Annotated in this window: 16 protein-coding genes; 1 reads left to right on the top strand and 15 read right to left on the bottom strand. The window is 43.6% G+C overall.

From position 1 onward, the window contains the following. Position 1 precedes the first annotated feature (1 nt). From aroB to ABJ384_RS01460, 7 genes are read right to left on the bottom strand one after another with little or no spacing between them, the layout of a single operon-like run. Positions 2–1,087 carry a 3-dehydroquinate synthase gene (gene aroB, locus ABJ384_RS01490; RefSeq protein WP_349928484.1) on the bottom strand — a complete coding sequence of 362 codons (1,086 nt, stop codon included), beginning with the start codon at positions 1,085–1,087 and terminating at the stop codon, positions 2–4. Positions 1,088–1,104: 17 nt separating this feature from the next. After that, positions 1,105–1,653 carry a shikimate kinase AroK gene (aroK, locus tag ABJ384_RS01485; RefSeq protein ID WP_349928483.1) on the bottom strand — a complete coding sequence of 183 codons (549 nt, stop codon included), beginning with the start codon at positions 1,651–1,653 and terminating at the stop codon, positions 1,105–1,107. Positions 1,654–1,689: 36 nt separating this feature from the next. After that, positions 1,690–3,861 (bottom strand): type IV pilus secretin PilQ family protein, encoded by a 2,172-nt coding sequence (locus ABJ384_RS01480; protein WP_349928481.1) that lies wholly within the window; start codon positions 3,859–3,861, stop codon positions 1,690–1,692. Between the two features lie 17 nt (positions 3,862–3,878). Beyond that, entirely contained in the window at positions 3,879–4,406 is a 528-nt protein-coding gene (locus ABJ384_RS01475; RefSeq protein ID WP_180043050.1) for a pilus assembly protein PilP, read from the bottom strand. A 2-nt stretch (positions 4,407–4,408) separates the two neighbouring features. Beyond that, complete coding sequence (locus ABJ384_RS01470) at positions 4,409–5,143, bottom strand: type 4a pilus biogenesis protein PilO (protein WP_349928479.1); 735 nt, start codon at positions 5,141–5,143, stop codon at positions 4,409–4,411. Then, positions 5,140–5,793, bottom strand: a complete 654-nt coding sequence (locus tag ABJ384_RS01465; protein WP_349928477.1) for a PilN domain-containing protein — start codon at positions 5,791–5,793, stop codon at positions 5,140–5,142. The genes ABJ384_RS01470 and ABJ384_RS01465 overlap by 4 nt, the downstream gene beginning before the upstream one ends. Beyond that, complete coding sequence (locus ABJ384_RS01460) at positions 5,793–6,854, bottom strand: pilus assembly protein PilM (RefSeq protein ID WP_349928475.1); 1,062 nt, start codon at positions 6,852–6,854, stop codon at positions 5,793–5,795. Before ABJ384_RS01460 ends, ABJ384_RS01465 begins: the two co-directional genes overlap by 1 nt. A 165-nt stretch (positions 6,855–7,019) precedes the next feature. Between ABJ384_RS01460 and ponA the strand changes: the two genes are divergently transcribed. Then, positions 7,020–9,548, top strand: a complete 2,529-nt coding sequence (gene ponA, locus ABJ384_RS01455; RefSeq protein ID WP_349928473.1) for a penicillin-binding protein PBP1a — start codon at positions 7,020–7,022, stop codon at positions 9,546–9,548. A gap of 53 nt (positions 9,549–9,601) precedes the next feature. Here the strand turns inward: ponA and ABJ384_RS01450 are convergent, their stop codons facing one another. The 8 genes from ABJ384_RS01450 to ABJ384_RS01415 form a co-directional block, all read right to left on the bottom strand. After that, entirely contained in the window at positions 9,602–10,405 is an 804-nt protein-coding gene (locus ABJ384_RS01450; RefSeq protein ID WP_349928471.1) for a putative RNA methyltransferase, read from the bottom strand. An 81-nt stretch (positions 10,406–10,486) separates the two neighbouring features. Then, positions 10,487–11,605 carry a phospho-N-acetylmuramoyl-pentapeptide-transferase gene (mraY, locus tag ABJ384_RS01445; protein WP_349928469.1) on the bottom strand — a complete coding sequence of 373 codons (1,119 nt, stop codon included), beginning with the start codon at positions 11,603–11,605 and terminating at the stop codon, positions 10,487–10,489. Continuing rightward, positions 11,606–13,015, bottom strand: a complete 1,410-nt coding sequence (gene murF / locus ABJ384_RS01440) for a UDP-N-acetylmuramoyl-tripeptide--D-alanyl-D-alanine ligase (RefSeq protein WP_349928467.1) — start codon at positions 13,013–13,015, stop codon at positions 11,606–11,608. Between the two features lie 9 nt (positions 13,016–13,024). Continuing rightward, a complete protein-coding gene (locus ABJ384_RS01435; RefSeq protein WP_349928466.1) occupies positions 13,025–14,521 on the bottom strand; it encodes a UDP-N-acetylmuramoyl-L-alanyl-D-glutamate--2,6-diaminopimelate ligase in 1,497 nt (498 codons plus the stop codon). Positions 14,522–14,531: 10 nt separating this feature from the next. Beyond that, a complete protein-coding gene (gene ftsI, locus ABJ384_RS01430; protein ID WP_349928464.1) occupies positions 14,532–16,358 on the bottom strand; it encodes a penicillin-binding protein PBP3 in 1,827 nt (608 codons plus the stop codon). A gap of 14 nt (positions 16,359–16,372) precedes the next feature. Further along, positions 16,373–16,705: a cell division protein FtsL gene (ftsL, locus tag ABJ384_RS01425; protein ID WP_086197216.1), complete on the bottom strand. Its 333-nt coding sequence runs from the start codon at positions 16,703–16,705 to the stop codon at positions 16,373–16,375. Beyond that, complete coding sequence (gene rsmH / locus ABJ384_RS01420) at positions 16,705–17,628, bottom strand: 16S rRNA (cytosine(1402)-N(4))-methyltransferase RsmH (RefSeq protein WP_349928462.1); 924 nt, start codon at positions 17,626–17,628, stop codon at positions 16,705–16,707. Before rsmH ends, ftsL begins: the two co-directional genes overlap by 1 nt. A 311-nt stretch (positions 17,629–17,939) precedes the next feature. After that, complete coding sequence (locus ABJ384_RS01415) at positions 17,940–18,959, bottom strand: sulfate ABC transporter substrate-binding protein (protein WP_349928460.1); 1,020 nt, start codon at positions 18,957–18,959, stop codon at positions 17,940–17,942. Between the last annotated feature and the right edge of the window lie 211 nt (positions 18,960–19,170).

Genomic DNA, 19,170 nt, shown 5'->3' with positions numbered 1-19,170 from the left:
TTTATGCCTTTTCTTGATTCGCTAAAATCGCCTGTTTCATCAATTCCACATCAAATTCTTTGCTGATCACAGCCTGCCCGAGCGATTTCATCAGGACCAGACGTAATTGTCCATTCAGCACTTTTTTATCATGTGCCATATAGCCAAGAAATTCTTGCAGTGGAATAGCTGGGTATTTTACTGGCAAATGTGCACGTTGAATGATTTTTTTTGTACGTTCCAGATCTTCCAGTGAAATCCAGCCCATACGTTGTGACAAATCAGCCGCCATCACCATACCGGTAGCCACAGCTTCGCCATGCAGCCAGACCCCATAACCCAGGTAGGATTCAATTGCATGACCAAAAGTATGACCTAAATTCAATAAGGCACGTTCACCCTGTTCTTTTTCATCATTCGCCACAATGCGTGCTTTATGGGCACAGGAACGATAAACAGCTTCAGCCAGCAATTGCGCATCTCGCGCGACCAGACCATCCATATTTTGTTCAAGCCAGACCAGGAAATCACGGTCTCCCAGCAAGGCATATTTAATTACTTCTGCCAGACCGGCAGATAATTCACGGTCGGGTAAGGTCGACAGCTGCGACATATCAGCAAGCACGACCTGAGGTTGCTGAAAAGCCCCGATCATGTTTTTACCGAGTGGATGATTAATCCCGGTTTTCCCGCCTACACTGGAATCCACTTGCGATAGCAGAGTTGTAGGCACCTGAATAAAATAAACGCCGCGCTGGAAACAAGCAGATGCAAAGCCTGCCATATCCCCAATCACTCCACCGCCCAGAGCAAGCACTGTGGCATCACGGTTAAAACCCGCTTCCAATAAGGCATCAAAAATCAGGTTCAGGTGTTCAATATTTTTATATTGCTCACCATCAGGCAAAATACATGTTGCGACTGTTTTTCCCAAATGCTCGATTGCAGTCACATAATGTTCCAGATACAAAGGTGCGACCGTGGTATTGGTGACCAGCATGACCTGTTTTCCGCGAATATACGGCTCAAGCAATGATTGAGGATCCAAATCACTGCCAATAAAGATAGGATAACGGCGATCACCGAGTTCAACATGTAAAGCTTGCATGAAATTAAAACCGTTAATTAGACTAGTTTTGTTTCTTCAGAAACAATCATTTGTAAGATTTTTTGCGCCAAATCTCGAGCAGCACCCTGATTTGTCTCAATAATATAATCTGCAATTTCACGATACAAAGGATCACGAATTGCTAATAAATCACGTAACTTTTGTTCAGGATTTTCAACTTGCAGTAAAGGACGGTTCTTATCCCGATAAGTGCGCTGTAATTGGATTTCGACAGGAGTATAGAGGTAAACAACAATTCCGCGTTGTTTTAAAAATTCGCGATTCGGTGACTGGGTCACTGCTCCGCCACCGGTTGCAACAACCAGGTGTGGACGAGCAGTAAGTTCATCAATCACCATTGTTTCACGGTTACGAAATCCCTTTTCACCTTCTTTTTCAAAAATCCAAGGAATTGTCGCACCTGTTTTACGCTCAATTTCCTGATCACTATCAAGAAACTCTCGTCCCAACAGTTCCGCTAAATGACGACCAACAGTTGTTTTCCCAGCCCCCATTGGCCCTACCAAATAGACATTTGGCAGGGTTTCAAACTCATTGCTTGGCAAGGAGTCACCTATTTATTTTGCTAAATTTAAAATATATTAATGATTTCTTGAAACACTGTCATTAACAATTCGTGGTGTAACAAAAATCAATAGCTCTCGCTTGTTATCCGACTTCACATCTTTACGGAATAAACGGCCTACGTAAGGAATATCACCCAAGAATGGTACTTTGGCTTGCTTATTACTGGACTCCTGTTCAAAAATTCCCCCTAGGACTACAGTTTCTCCATTATTGACTAATACATTTGTGTTAATAAAATTTTTATTAATAGCAATATTACCATCAGGGGTGATTTGACCTGCTGAATCACTATTGATATCCAAATTCATATGTATTTTGCCATCTGGCGTAATACTTGGAGTAACTTCCAAACTTAACAAAGCATCCTTAAACTCTGTTGTTGCTTGACCATCCTTTCCAGTTGATTGATATGGGATTTGTTGTCCAGAAGCCACTTTCGCTTTTTGTTTATCACCTGTTAACACTTTAGGAGTAGAAATCACTTCACCATAACCATCAGCTTGCAATGCAGAAAGTTCCAAATCCAGCATAAAATCTGAAAGGCTAATTAAACCAAATGCTATACGACTTGCCCCTGCAGTAGTGACTCCTAAATCTACATTTAGATTGTTTGGACGTTGAATCGTATATTTACCATCATCATCCGGTGTTTTTAAATCCCATAAAGTTGTATCACTACCGCCGACCAACAGGTCATTATTTTGATTAATGCCTTGTGACAATATACCCCACTTCACGCCCATTTCTTTACTAAATTCTGTGGAAGCACGAACAATACGGGCTTCAACCATCACTTGCTTGACAGGAATATCGAGTAAGTCCACCATTTTCCGCACTTTATCTATATTCTGTGCAGTATCATTAATAATCAGTGTATTGGTACGTGCATCAGAGGATATAGTTCCACGTGAGCTTAATAAACTTTCACTAGAATTGTTATTACCATTACCATTGCCAGAATTAGAATTAGAATTAGAATTAGAATTATTTGAAGATTTAGTTTGGGTAATCAGTTTTTCAATATCAGCAACCTTTGCATAGCTAAGTTGCATATACTCGGTCTGTATTGGCGCCAATTTTACACTTTGCTCTATCGCCTTCGCCTGTTCCTCTTCCGCCTTAATCAATTCCGATACCGGCGCAATCCAGATGACATTTCCGTTACGGCGCTTATCCAGATTTTTGGTTTTTAAAATAATATCTAAGGCCTGATCCCATGGTACATCTTTTAAACGCAGGGTAATATTGCCTTGTACACTATCGGCAGTCACCATATTGATACCAGTGAAGTCAGCCAGCAACTGAAGGACACGACGTACTTCAATGTCTTGGAAATCTAATGAAATCTTTTTACCTGTATAAGCATTGGCTGCCTTAGGTTTTAATGGGTTTTTATCTTCAGGACGTTTTAAGCTGATAGTCAGTTTGTTATCCGTCTGATAAGCCATATATTCATAACTGCCAGAAGTTTGAATGGTAATCACGCCATTGCCACCATTATTGGTAGCATCGACCGTAGATACTGGAGTTGCGAAATCATTGACATTTAAACGACGCGCCAAGTGTGCAGGAACTTTATTACCCAAAGTGCGCACTACGACTTTACTGCCCTGTTGCTGTACATCTACCGGAGTATTACTCCCCAATAAATCCACAACGATTTGACCTTCACCCTGACTGCCGCGCTGGAAACCAATATTAGAAATACCTTGCGCAGTTTTTTGAGCAACCACTTGCTGAGAGGCAAATGTATTCGCAGCTGTAGAATTAATTTTTAAAATAAAAGTATTGCCTTCGACACGCGTGGTAAAGGCACCCGCTTCAGCCAAATTCACGGTTAAACGTGAGCGTTGGGCATCAGAACTGACATCGATTGAAGTAGCCTCTTTCGTTGCAACGGGAATACTATTTTGTTTTAAACTTTGTTGGGCTTTATCAAAATCAAGAATTAAACGTGAAGGCTGCTCTAGCTGGTAAGCCTGAGGTTGTGGCGGCAAACCATTAAACATGACACGAATTTCTGTACCTTGGCCTGCAATCTGCATCGGTACAATATTGGTCATACTCACCTGTGCATTTGCAACCTGCATGATCGCGATCGCAACGGCACCCATAGAAAATTGACGAAACAAATGGTTCATTGTATTGCCATCCCCAAATATAAAATCTTTAAACCTATTATTCATTTTTATTCCTTTTAAACTTAAGGCGCCGGTCCAATTAATACTAGACTTCTTGGACGCTCCACGTATCCTTCTCGCCCATCTGGAACAATTTCCACGAGATCAATCTGTGTAGGCGTGATATTGACCACACGACCATGATTCATGCCCATATAACTGCCGCGCTGTATCCGCTCAATTTCACCATCCGGGGTTTGAATCAATGCCAAGATCTGTCCAGACTGGCTACGCATACTTCCTTTCATATTCAAGGATTCAATTGCATAGCTTTCTAAAGGTTGCAGTTGACGTGATAAATTAGGATAGACACGTTTTCCTGACATAATTTTTAATTCAGCAGCCAGTGAACTCGGTAGAAAAGGACTTTTAAGCTGGTGTGCAGCATAATCAAATGTCGGTACAGGTGGAAAAACCGGTGCAGGTTCAATCGGCAATGGCGGTTGGTTGCGAATATTGGCCATTTGTTCATTCACCGCATCAATACGCGAATCACAACCGACCAGCAACAAGCCCAACATCAAACTTAGAGAGATTTTTTGCATTTTCATTACTATTTCCCTCCAGTCGTAGCAGTCGAATTTGCATTCGCAGCTTGCGTTTCTGTCGCTTGAGCATCCGCAGCACCGATATAACGGTATGTTTTTGCTTTAACGTTATAATTCACTTGAGGAATATCAGATTTTTTCTCTTTATTTTCCGAGGCGGTAATCTCAAAATCATGCAAAGTCACAATACGTGGCAGTGCAGCAATCCCGCTTACAAAAGAACCAAAAGCATGATAATCACCGGTTGCCTCAATCGCAATTGGCTGTTCAATAAAGAACTCTTGTTTTATTTCATTTTCTAAACGGATATTTTTAAATTTCAAACCAGAATTCACACCAGTCACATTGATATCTTCAACCAGTCCTGGAATTTCAGTTTCTTTAGGCAATTGTTCCAATTGCTGATTAAAATTCGCTTCCATTTCCTGTAACTGTGCTTGCAATAACTGCAAATTGCGAAGTTTAGAATCTTTTTCACGAAACTCGTTAAGCAGGTTTTGCTCTTGAGCAGCAGCATTCGAAATATTATCCAATTTACTTTTAATTGTTAAAAAATACCCGAGAAAAGCAATCATGACAACAATCAAAATCCAACAGGTGATTTTGACAGATAAGGGCCAACTACCATAATTATTTGGATCTAAGGTATTGAACTGCTGAAGAAACTTATCCAGCGTCATTTTCTTTTTACGTACTACAGCTTCATTTGGATTTAATTCATCAAATTCATCGAGACTCATTTGGCTGCCTCCACGGTTGAATTAGCTGTATTGGATGCTGCTTGTTGTTGTGCTTCCGGTGCAGCAGGCTGAGCGATTTCATCCAGGTCGGCAGTCACCACAAATGAACCATAACCCTCTTCAATACGTGGAATCACGGAACTTGGTGCTTTATCTTTTTGCTCTTCAACCGCTAAAAAAGAATTCATGAAAGCGTTGCGATACCAGGCAGATGCTTCTAAATTACGCAAAAATTCTGCCACGGTATTTGGACTTTCAGCTCTGCCTTCAATGGTGAATTTATCGCCTGTACGCACAAATTTGGTAATGTACAAATTAGCTGGCGCAACACGAACCAGTTCATCTATCAGACGTACTGCAATCGGACGTTGCCCTTGCAAGCCTTGAATCAGTTTCATACGCTCAATAATAGCATTGCGCTGCGCTTCCAAACCTTCCAGAGATTTTAATTGCACATCAAGATTTTGATTGGTGCTGGTAATCAGCTGATTGGCCTGTTCCTGGTCTTCAAGTTTATGGTCATAGTAAAACCATGAGGATGTAACCGCCAAAGCGCCAATGAATGCCGCCCCAATACAAATTGCTATAAATTCTTTTTTTCGTTTCTCTCTCAGCTCATCACGCCAAGGGAGCAAGTTAATTCTTGCCATTAATCAAAACTCCTCAATGCCAGACCACATGCCACCATGAGCGAGGAAGCATCATTCTCTATTTTTTTAATATCGATTTGTGGAGAAAACCCCATTTGCAAAAATGGGTTGGCAATCGTGACGCGATAACCCAGTTTTTGTTGTAGTAATTTCGCGAGTCCTGGAATATTCGCATTTCCCCCCGCCAATAAAATGTGGTCAATCTCATTGAACTGTGAAGACGAGAAGAAGAACTGCAGTGATCTTGCTGCTTGCTGAACTACAGCTTCCAAGAACGGCTCTAAGACTTCAACATCATAGTCATCTGGCAATGAACGGGTTTTCTTGGCACGACCCGCTTCTTCAAAAGACAGACCATAACGATTTTGAATTTCTTGAGTCAGCTGTTTACCGCCAAACACCTGCTCTCTTGTATAAATCACTTTATTATTTTGCATGACAGATAAGGTCGTCATGGTATGACCAATATCTAAAATACCCACCGTATTCACACCTATTGGTAAAGTATCGGAAAATACTTTATAGGCATTTTCTAGCGCAAAACTTTCAACATCGGCAATTTTTGGCTTCAGGTTAGCCAGTTCCAGCACTTCAGCACGTGCTTCTACATTTTCAAGACGCGTTGCAACTAAAAGCACATTCACCCGATTCGGATTGGCTAAACGATCCGGTAATACTTCAAAATCCAGACTGGCTTCGTCCAGAGGAAAGGGAATATATTGCTCGGCATCCATGCGAATCTGGACTTCACGTTCGTCATCCGTCATATCCGCATCCATTTCAATGGTTTTGGTAATGACCAGTGAAGTTGGGACTGCGAGCGCTGCAGCTGTACATTGAGTATTGGCAAGATTGAGTGCTCGCTCTAGCGCATCACCCACTGCTTCGGGATTTAAAATATTTTTTTCAACAACACTACCTTCAGGCAAAGGAATCAGCGCATAGCTTTCTACCCAATACCTGTTACCGCTCTTAACAGAAAGTTCTAACAATTTAACAGAAGTAGAACTAATATCTACTCCTATTAATCCCTTATTCGGCTTACGATATAACCTGAGCACAATATAATTCCTATTATTTTTTTATCCCCAATAAAAGTAACTTACTAATCAGTGATGGTCTATAATTTTATACAGATACAATAACTCATCTAACAATCTGTATGTGTAAAGGCTATACTGACCGCCAATTAGTTTGCCATTAGCTCTTATTAAAACTTACTTGTTATGAAAAAGCTATCTTGTTCGGGCCATGTTCATCCATTTTTTTTGATCATAATTATAGTTTTGGTCTCAATTCCGATGGGATTTTATGGTATGTATCTCTATATTGCCCCATCCTTGCCTAAAATGACCACCTTAAAAAAGGCGCCATTATTAAAACCTTTACAAGTATATAGTGCAGATAATGAGCTGATTGCCGAGTATGGCGGAAAGTTATCTGTCCCGGTGGAATACAAACAGATTCCCAAACCTTTTATCTCTGCTTTTCTTGCTGCAGAAGATTCATCGTTCTTTGAACATAGCGGCATCAGTTTTAAAGGTTTAGGTCGTGCGGTGAGTGAAACCATCACCGGCTCCAATGTGCAAACTGGTGGTTCCACCATTACCATGCAAGTGGCAAAAAACTATTATTTAACCCCTGAACGTACATTAAAACGCAAACTGACTGAAATTTTTCTGGCACGCAAGATTGAACAGAACCTGACTAAAGAAGAAATTCTTACCTTATACGTAAATAAAATCTTCTTGGGTAAAAATGCCTACGGGATTGCTGCAGCTGCAAAAATTTACTACAACAAAAATCTGGATCAGCTCAGTATTGCTCAAATGGCCATGATTGCCGGCCTTCCCAAAGCACCCTCAAAATACAATCCTGTCGTCAATCCTACCCGTGCCTTAGAACGCCGTAACTGGATTCTGGGTCGTATGCTGCAGTTGGGTTATATTAATCAAACTCAGTATAAACAAGCCATTGCTGAACCGGTTAACCTCGACATGCCAGAACGTGGCATCAATAACAAATATCCCTATGTCGGTGAAATGGTCCGTTCAGAATTGGTGGAAAAGTTTGGTGAACAAGCAATTGATTCTGGCTATAAAGTTTATACCACGATCAATAGCCAACGTCAGGCCTTCGCAGAACAGTCTGTACAGGAAGGTCTCGAAGCCTATGACCGCCGACACGGCTGGAGAGGTGCCGAGGCACATGACAAACCACTGAACGATTTCATCCCTTATGCCAATACCTATCCGGCCAAGGTGGTTAAAGTCGAGAAAAACTCTTTTGAAGCTTTGATGCAAGATGGCTCTACCGTGACTGTGCCCTGGTCAGGCATGTCTTGGGCTGCTCCCTATCGAAATGCCAATAGCATTGGTCCTGCTCCGCGTACAGCTGCACAAATCGTGAAAATAAACGATATTATCCGCTTACGTCCAAATGACAATAAAACCTCTTGGGCACTGGTACAGATTCCTAAAGCACAAGGCCAGCTGATTGCATTAAACCCGAACAATGGCGCAATTGAAGCAATTGTTGGTGGATACAATTTTTATCAGTCCAAATTCAACCGCGCCTTACAAGGCTGGCGTCAACCAGGTTCAACCATTAAACCGTTTGTTTATGCATTGGCACTTGAACGTGGTATGACCCCCTATAGCATGGTCAATGACAGTCCGATCACTATTGGCAAATGGTCACCAAAAAATTCCGATGGTCGTTATCTTGGCATGATTCCATTACGTCGCGCCCTGTATTTATCGCGAAATACGGTATCGGTTCGCCTGCTGCAAACGGTGGGCATCGAGCGTACCCGACAATTACTGATGGATTTTGGTTTGCATGAAAATCAGATTCCGCGAAATTACACGATTGCCTTAGGTACACCACAAGTTCTTCCTATTCAAATGGCTACAGGCTATGCCACTTTCGCCAATGGCGGTTACCGCATTCAGCCACATTTTATTGACCGTATTGAAGATGCCTATGGCAAAGTGATTTATCAAAGCAATCCGGAATATGCGTGTATTTCCTGCATCAATCAAAATGATGAAGAAACTGCACCTGCAGAAGCCGTGACTCCTGATGATGAAGTGATTAATGTCACCAATCAAACGCTGCCAGAAGAAAAACAGCTGGCCCAACTTGAGCTGGATGAAACGAAGAGCCAGTACCGTCAGGCACAGCGTATCTTGAAATCAAGCTCGGCATATGACATGGCCAATATTCTGCGTGATGTGATTCAGCATGGTACCGGACGTGCCGCACTCAGAATTGGCCGTGATGATATTGGCGGTAAAACAGGAACCACCAATGATGCCAAAGATGCCTGGTTTGCAGGGTTTAATGGCAAACTGGTGACTGTAGCATGGGTTGGTTTTGACCAACCAACTACACTAGGCCGTCGGGAATACGGTGGTGTTGCTGCCTTGCCAATCTGGACCAACTTTATGGGCAATGCCTTAAAAGGTACACCAGCAGCCTGGGTACATTTTGACAAAAATGCCAAAGCACCAGCCAATCGTAACCAAACGATTACTATAGGTGAACCCGTCCAGACAGATCGCTCCTCTCCACCTTTGGCTCGTCCATTGTACCGTCCGGCACCTGCTGCCCCAGTGCGGGCACCGGAAAGCGACTTTGACGACTTGCCCGGAGAAGAAATCCTGGTTCCAAATAATGCAAATCCTCCAGATATGCAAAAACAAAACAGCAAACCGGATGCGCTGGATAATCTGATTGATGTATTTCAATAAAATTTTAGACAGATAAAAAAACTCCCTCATTTGAGGGAGTTTTTTTATGGAGCTTATTTCTTTTTAAATAAATAAATCTGAAATTGGGCCTTTAACTCAAACTGATCTTTCTGCTCTAACACCTGACGTCGCTCTGGCTTGGCTTTATAGGCATAAGGCGTCATCGCAATCAGATGCTTTAAATCCGCTTGTGACAAGGTAAGGGGAGCATCGACCACACTTTCCTCCACCAGCTCAAAAGCATCTTGCAGCTGAGTGACAAATTTATGCGGTTCATGTGGATTCACTTCTTCAAAAAGTGCCTCACGCATGGCATAGAGATGCTCTTTCGCCGGGGTCACCACCATTAGACAGGCATGCGGTTTCAGTACCCGTAATATTTCCTGTTTCGGAATCGGGCTAAACAAGCTAGTGCACAAATCAATTGAAGCATCCAGCACTGGCAAGGTCGCCCCCGTACCTACCACCCAGGTCACATTTTTATTGAGCTTTGCAGCCACCTGAACGGCATTTTTAGCAATATCCACACCGACACATTGCAGTACTTCCGCCTGCATGGCACTGGTGTAATAACCCTCACCACAACCAATATCCAGCAGATTTTCAATGCGTAACGCGCGAATTTTTTCAACCACTGCCTGCTGTAAAGGCGCATAGAAACCGGCACTTAAAAATGCACGACGGGCCTGTACCGACTCAGGTGTATCACCCGGATTCTTACTGTGCTTATGCTGCACTACATGCAGGTTCACATAGCCCTGTTTGGCCACGTCATAACTGTGATTATTCACACAGTGCCATGTTTTTCCAGTCAGTTTCAATACTTCATGACAGACAGGACACATCAGCAGATTCATATTTTTCTCCAATGCCTGAAATCAGGCGATAAAAAAGCCGGCAGATGTGGGAGCAAATGCCAGCTTTTTTCGAATATTTGCTTAACGCAATTTTAAGGTCATTAAGCCTAAAACTACCAGCATAATCGTAATAATCCAGAAACGAATCACCACCTGGGTTTCACGCCAGCCTTTTTTCTCATAATGGTGATGCAACGGCGCCATCAGGAAGACACGTTTATTTCGCATACGCAGTGAACCAATTTGCAGGAATACAGAAATGGCTTCGACCACAAATACCCCGCCCATAATCGCAAATACGATTTCCTGACGAACCATGACTGCAATCGTACCCAGCATTGCACCTAAGGATAAAGCTCCGACATCACCCATAAATACTTGTGCAGGATGTGCGTTATACCAAAGAAAGGCCAAACCGGCACCAATCATAGCTGCACAAATCACCACCAGTTCAGAAGAATATTTTACATAGGGGATATGCAGATAATTGGCAAAACGGACATCCCCGGCCAGATAGGCAAATACTCCCAAACCGGCAGCAACAAGAACAATCGGCATAATCGCCAGACCATCCAGACCATCAGTCAGGTTCACCGCATTGGATGCACCGTTAATTACCAGATAGGTAAAGATAATGAAACCAATCCCTAAAGGAATAGCGGATAATGGAATGGTCAGATTTTTAAAGAAAGGAATCAACAGATCCAGCATATTGCTGGTATGCATAGGATTAGCCTGCTGGGTCGCAATCACATACAGGGCAATACCGGCACCCAAAGAAGCCACTGAAGTCCAGAAGAATTTTTTTCGTGCAGGCAGACCGGCATTGTCTTTATAACGTACCTTGATCCAGTCATCTGCCCAGCCGACAGCACCAAAAATCACCATCACGCCCAGTACAATCCAGACATAAGGGTTAGATAAATCTGCCCATAATAGGGTTGAAATACCAATCGACAGCAGGACCAGAATCCCACCCATGGTTGGGGTTCCCATTTTTTTGGCATGATTTTCAGGAGCAAAAGAACTTACCGCCTGCCCGTATTTTAAAGCCTGGAGCTTACGGATCATCACCGGACCCAAAACCAGTCCAATGGTCAATGCGGTTAAGACACTGAGCAAAGCACGTAAAGTTAAATAACGAACCACCTGAAACGTGCTGTCAAAGCCCGCCAAATGTTCAAATAGCCATAACAGCATTTAGAGTTTCTCCATCAAATCAGCCATCAATGTTTCCATGTGGGTATAGCGAGAACCTTTAAACAGGAAACTCATGGATTGAGGTTGATGTGTTTCAATTAAACTAAGTAAGAAAGGAAGGGCTTGCGCCTGGGTCAAGAAGGCCTGCAGTTTTTTGCCATACTGGGTACTGCGTGCCCCTTCCTGGGTGGCCGGAGCAAATTCACCCACAGCGACCACGAAGTGAACCCCCGGTACAGAAACCAGGTCACGCCCCAGCATATAGTGTTGCTGTGCAGCACTTGCACCTAATTCGCCAATATCACCAATCACCATTACTTTGACGCCTTCCTGCTGCGCCAGCACTTCGGCTGCAGCACGCATGGACGTCGGGTTGGCATTGTAAGTATCATCAATAAACAGATGTTTTGCGGTATGAATAAAGTTCAAACGGCCTTTCGCACCTTTCGCCTGCTCCAAACCGGTCACAATATCATCCAGCGCAACACCAATCGCCAAGGCAAAAGCAGCGGCGGCAGTAGCATTCTGCACGTTGTGTTCACCGGCAAATGGCAGATTGATCTGACGCACACCTTGCGGGGTATTTAACGTAAAGCGGGAAGATTGTGCTTGCAACTCGATATCTGTTGCAAAAACATCACCATGCTGTCCGAAACTCAATACCTTCTCAGTTTGCACCGCTTGGCGAATCATATCGGTAAAATCATCTGCCGCAGGAACAATTGAGCTACCTGCTTTATCAATATGACGATAAATTTCCGATTTTGCCCGACAGATGCCATCGCGTCCGCCAAACTCACCTAGATGTGCAGTACCAATATTGATAATTCCAGCCACATGCGGTTGCACCAGATTTGAGGTGTAATCAATTTCACCTTGATGGCTGGCGCCCAATTCCATCACTGCATACTGGTGTTCAGCACGTAGCTCGAGCAGCATCATCGGTACACCCAAATCGTTATTCAGGTTGCCACGGGTAATTAAGGTCGGTGCCAGACGTGACAAGATACTGCCGAGCATTTCCTTGGTGGTGGTTTTACCACTACTGCCGGTTAGGGCAATCACTTTCAATTGTGAATTTTGCGCACGGCGATAAGCCCCTAGATATCCCAATGCCAGACGGGTATCGGCAACCACAAGCTGGCAGATATCAGCATCCACCGGATGGCTAACAATTGCGATTTCACAGCCCTTAGCCGCCACTTGGGCAACAAAATCATGCGCATCAAAACGTTCGCCTTGCAAGGCAAGAAAAGCATCGTCTTTTTCCGCAAAGCGTGAATCGGTCAAAATCCGTTTGATTGCGCCTTGAGGCACTTTCTCATTCAACCAGTAACCCTGGGTGGCTTCAGCAAGCTGTACGGCTGTCCACGGTTCTAAAGGTACTGTACTGGTAGTTGATGTATGCATGATGGTTCCCTATTGCGCAGGATAAGCTGAATCTGGTGAGTGATGCTGTGCATCAATGGCCGCCTGCACTTCAACCACATCATCGAACCAATGACGTACGCCATCAATTTCCTGATAGTTTTCATGCCCCTTTCCGGCAATGACCACAATATCACCTGCCTGAGCCTGTTTCACTGCAAATTTAATCGCTTCACGGCGGTCATGAATTTCATGCACTTGATGCTCTGAAAAATCAATTCCGGCTTTCATGTCGGCAAAAATCTGTTCTGGGTCTTCGGTGCGCGGATTATCTGAAGTGATCAGCGCAACATTGGCATGGTCCAGGGCAGCTTGAGTCATTAGCGGGCGCTTGCCACGGTCACGGTCGCCACCACAGCCAAATACTGCCCATAAATTTTTCGCTACATGGCGTTTTAAGGTGGTCAGTACCTGAACCAGGGCATCTGGCGTATGGGCATAATCTACTACAAACAGACGCTCGCCATCACGGATCACCTGCATACGACCCGGCGCACCTTTCAGTTGTGCTGCAACTGCAATCAAATCGGTCAGCTTAAAGCCAGCCTGCTGTGCAGCAATCAGACTCGCCACCAGATTTTCTACGTTAAAATGACCCAGCAATGGGCTATTGACTTCAAATTCACCATCCGCAGTGATCAGTTTAAAGCAGGCACCGTTTAAACTATATTGAATATTTTCAACCCGATAGTCAGCTGTCTGAGTAGTCGAGTAAATAAGGATTTTCGGTTGGGCCGGATTTGATTGGGCAGCATCAATCATGAGCTGTGCATGTTCATCATCAATGTTGATAATGGCTACTTTCAAAGTCAAAAATTTGAATAATCGCGACTTGGCTTCAGCATAAGCTTCAAGCGTTCCGTGATAATCCAGATGATCGCGACTCAAGTTGCTATAAGCCGCAATTTCGATATCGCAGCCATTTAAACGCCCCTGTTCCAGACCATGCGAGCTGGCTTCAATCGCTGCAAATTCAGCACCGGCCTGCGCATATTCATGTAAGGCATTTTGCAGCTGCAAGGCATCCAGCGTAGTATGCGTAGAGGCTTCCAGATTCGGTAAAATACCGTTACCGGTGGTTCCCATCACGGCGCATTTCTTGCCTTGCAACATCAGCAGTTCCGCAATTAAACGTGAGATGGTGGTTTTACCGTTGGTTCCTGTCACTGCAACAATGCGCGCGGCATTTACAGCTTGGGTCACTTGTAAATATTGCTTTTGCCACTGTCCCATCAAATGACGGACATTCGCTACCACTATACTATTTTCCAGACCTAAATCTGTTTCGCTGACCACAGCCAGAGCCCCCCTTGCCAAAGCCGATTGGGCAAACTGCAAGGTTTTTTCAGGCTGAGAAAAACTAGTCAGGGCAATAAAAATTTGCCCTGCGTCAACTTTACGACTATCTAAACTAAAGCCAGTGAATGGCTTGCTCATCCATCCAGCGGTTTTCTCAGTATGGTAGATATCTTGAAATGTAATCGACATTTATCACCTGTTACTGGATTTTGGGAGTATCTAAAGGTTTATCTAAAGGCACGTTCATCAAACGTAAGGATTCCTGCATCACACGTGCAAATACCGGTGCTGCCACCAAACCGCCGTAATATTGTCCTTTCGGGTTTTCCACCACAATCACCATAGCCAAGCGTGGATCACTGACCGGCGCCATACCGGCAAACAGCGCACGGTACTCACTATCTGAATAACCTTTACGGTCTGCACGTAATTTATGCGCAGTACCAGTCTTACCCGCCACACGATAACCTGGAATATTCGCCTGTTGTGCTGTACCACCCGGCAAGGTCACAGCTTCCATCATCAACAGCACCTGATCGGCAATTTTTGCATCAATAATCTGTTCGCCTTTCGGTGGCTGTTCTAATTTATATAAGCTTAAAGGGACTTTGACCCCTTTATTGGCAATCATGGCATAAGCATCGGCAATTTGCAGCACGGTCGCATTCAGACCATACCCGTAGGCCATGGTACCTACTTCAGAGACATTCCATTTGCTTGGCGGCAAAATCAGACCCGCACTTTCACCCGGGAATTTCACCGCAGAACGCTGTCCCAAACCTACTCGTTTATAGAAAGTCGGTAAGGTTGCATAAGGCAGTGACAAGGCAATTTTTGCCACCCCAACATTGGATGATTTCTGGATAATGCCCCCCAGGGTCAGTGCGCCATAGTTATGCGTATCACGGATGGTATGGTTACCAATACGCATACTACCCGGCGAAGTATTGACGACAGAGTTCGCGGTATATTTGCCACTTTCCAGCGCCATCGCCACAGTCAGCGGTTTCATGGTAGAACCCGGCTCAAACGAGTCCACTGCACCGCGGTTACGCATGGCATCTTTATTGGCCAGACTCTTTTTGTCATTGGGATTATATGAAGGCCAGCTGGTCATGGCCAGAATTTCACCGGTTTTGACATCTACCGCAATCGCGGTTGCAGAGCGGGCATTATTGGCCACACCGGCAGCAGTCAATTCTCGGTACATAATATATTGCAGCCGTGAATCGATACTTAAGGTGATATTCTCTCCGGCTTCGACTTCCTTGATAATTTCAGGATCTTTAAAACGGTTGCCTTTTTTATCACGCACAATCTGCTGTTCGCCATCATGACCAGACAAAACCTTATTTAGCTGCATCTCCAGGCCTTCAATCCCCACGCCTTCACTATTAGTTAAACCAATAATCTGGGCATTGGGCTGCGGCTGCGGATAGTAACGTTTATAGTTTTTCTCGGTATAAACCCCCTGGAACTCACGTTTCGCGATCAGTTCCGCCTGCTGGGGTGGAATTTCTTTTTGCAGTACCAGATAACGTGAACGAGGTTTGTCGTTCATTTTCTTTTTCAGCTCGGCACGGTCGATGCCCACTGCATCGGCAAGCTCATCCAGATTAAGATTTTTATCAGGTAACTGGCGTTTCAGTTTGCGGTTATTGGGATCTTTAGCCAGTTCGGCAGTAATCTCGTCAAACTGTTTTTTGGTTTCAAAATAGTCACGCGGATCAATCACCACCTTCATCACTGGCGTACTGATAGCCAGAGGTACACCATGACGGTCATAGATGACGCCACGCATCGCCTTGATTTTTTCAGTTCTTAAAATATTGGCATTGGCCTTGTTTTGCAAAAAGTCCTTATTGATCACCTGCACATAAAATGCACGACTCACCAGAGCTAAAAAGCAGAGTAAAACCACGCTCCACATCAAATAAAAACGCCACATGTCTACACTGAGGGCATTTTTCTCACTAATCGGCTGCTGCTTTTTGCGTGTTGCCTGTGTTGTTCTTTTGTCAACCATAATTACAGCTAGCCCTATTTTTTATCTTCTGAAGTCATTGGTAAAGCAATTACAACCGTCTGTGCTGCAGGAGGCGAATACATGCGCAATTGCGTTACCGCACGCGTGCCAATCTGTGCCGTCGCACCAAAGGTTTGTTGCTCAATCAGCAAACGCCCCCACTCTGCATTCAGATCATCCCTTTCCCGCATAAAAGAACTGAGTTCGCGGTAGTCATGACGATATTCAAACACTTGAAATACCACCATGATTGCACTGACAAAGACCAACAGCAGCAAAATGATATAACTGATGAATTTTTTCATCGGTTTTTTGTCAGTTTTCTTTTCAACAACTTCAGTTTTCATTATTCGCCTTTTGAAGCTAAGCGCTCTGCAACTCTAAGCCATGCACTACGAGAACGAGGGTTGGCCTTCACCTCTTCTTCACTGGCACAGACTCGGGAAATTTTCTTTAAACGACGGGTATCTTCCCGCTTTTGTGGTAATACCCAACTGGTATCTTCCGCTAAAGTCGATTCTTTTTGAATAAATTGTTTAATTAAACGGTCTTCCAGTGAATGGAAACTGATCACCGCCAAACGTCCCTCTGGTTTTAAAACTTCCACAGCCTGTGGCAAGAATGCTTCAATATCATCTAATTCTTTATTAATGGCAATACGGATGGCCTGAAAAGTTCGAGTTGCCGCATGTTTATTTTTTTCCCATTTCGGGTGGGCAACCTTTACGATCTCTGCCAGTTGAGCCGTGGTTTCAATATAGCCGGCAGCTTTAATAGCTTTGGCAATACGGCGACTATAACGTTCTTCACCATACTGGAAAATGATATTTGCCAGGGCTTCTTCTTCAATATCCACCAACCACTCGGCCGCCGTTGGACCTTGCGAATTATCCATACGCATATCGAGTGGACCATCTTTCATAAAACTAAAGCCACGTTCCGCCTGATCGAGTTGTGGCGATGACACGCCTAAATCTGCCATCACCCCATCCACCTGGTCGATCCCCAGCGCTTCCAGCTCCTGCTTTAAATCGGCAAAGCTGGCATGAATAATCTTGAAACGTGAATCTTCCTGTTCCAAGAGTGCCGCTGTTTGCAAAGCTTGCGGATCTTTATCAAAGGCATAAACACGTGCATTTTCATCTAACTTAGACAGCAATAAACGGGTATGACCGCCGCGACCGAAAGTGCCATCGACATAAATTCCTGTATTGCGATCTGCCAACAAGGCATCAACAGTTTCGTGAAGTAATACAGAAATATGCGACATAAGGATTCAATCAATACTAGGAAAAATGTAACTGCACATTATTACCTTGTTTTAACAAAGCTCCAAACGACTTTTTGTAGGGAAATATTACTTTTCATAGAGAAAACCGTTTTTGGGGATATTGAAGCAAATTTTGTTGTAAATGCATATTATTTTAAAAACCCGATTCTTCTCTTTATTGTTTGTTAAAATCTGCCAAACTTTGCTGAACCAATAAAAATAGAGAACTATTACTCATCTTTTTTAAATTTATGCTTCATTCAAAATAAAAAAGCCAATCACAAAGGATTGGCTTTTTAGATCACGCAGAATTAACGTTTGCTATTATAAATCTGGTCAAAAATCGCACCATTCACAAAATGGGTCTGTTGTGCTTTAGCCCAACCACCAAATACCTCATCAATGGTAAAGGTTTTTAGTTTAGGGAATTGCGCAGAATATTTAGCCAACACCTCAGGATTACGCGGACGGTAGTAATATTTTGCGGCCATTTCCTGACCCAATGGTGAGTACAAGTAATTGATATAACCTTTGGCTAACCACTTATTGCCATCTTTCTCTACATTTTTATCCACAATAGCAACCGACGGCTCGGTCAGGATAGACATGGATGGATAAACAATTTCAAATTTGTTTTTGCCCAAAGTTTTTTGCGTCACCAGGGCTTCATTTTCCCAGGTCAATAACACATCGCCTATACCACGTTCCGCGAAAGTAGTCATTGAAGCACGTGCAGCCGAGTCCATCACTTTAACGTTGTGGTACATTTTACCGACGAAGTCTTTGGCTTTGGCCTCATTACCCCCCGGTTGTTTCAGCGCATAGCCCCAAGCCGACAAGTATACCCAACGCGGTAAACCGCCTGTTTTCGGGTTCGGAGTAATAATCTGTACGCCTGGTTTGGTTAAGTCAGACCAGTCTTTAATATGCTTTGGATTACCTTTACGCACCATAAACACGATGGTGGAAGTATAAGGCGCAGAGTTATGCGGAAACTCTTTTTGCCAACCCCGTTGAATCTGGCCGGACTTGACGATTTCTTCAATATCATTGGCAAGAGCCAGAGTCACCACATCGCCTTTTAGTCCATCCACAACGGAACGTGCCTGTTTACCTGAACCACCATGCGACTGTTTAAAATTGACAGTACGGCCGGTACGTTCTTTCCAGTAAGCACCAAAAGACTTGTTAAATTCTTCATAAAATTCACGCGTTGCATCATAAGATACATTTAGAAATTCACGTTCTGCCGCCTGAGCAGAAGTTGCAGTAAAAGCCATGCCGGTAGCAAGCAATACTGCACTGAATAAGGCTTTAAATTGAGTTTTCATGGCATACAGATCAATTATCTTCATTAATGCTAACTATATGAAATAAAGTCATAATCCGCAATTCATCAAACTTAGACATAACCGATTAAGATAAAAGGTTTTTCTACTTAATCTACTGTTTTAGATAGAAAAATGACGAAAACATTATACTTATTCAAGATATATAGATTTTTATGGATTGGATATGAAAAAAACGGATAATAATTTATCC

This window comes from Acinetobacter sp. A1-4-2 (assembly GCF_040233925.1).
Lineage (GTDB): Bacteria > Pseudomonadota > Gammaproteobacteria > Pseudomonadales > Moraxellaceae > Acinetobacter.
The sequence above is the reverse complement of the archived record's forward strand: the minus strand, read 5'-3'. Positions and strand labels throughout refer to the sequence as shown.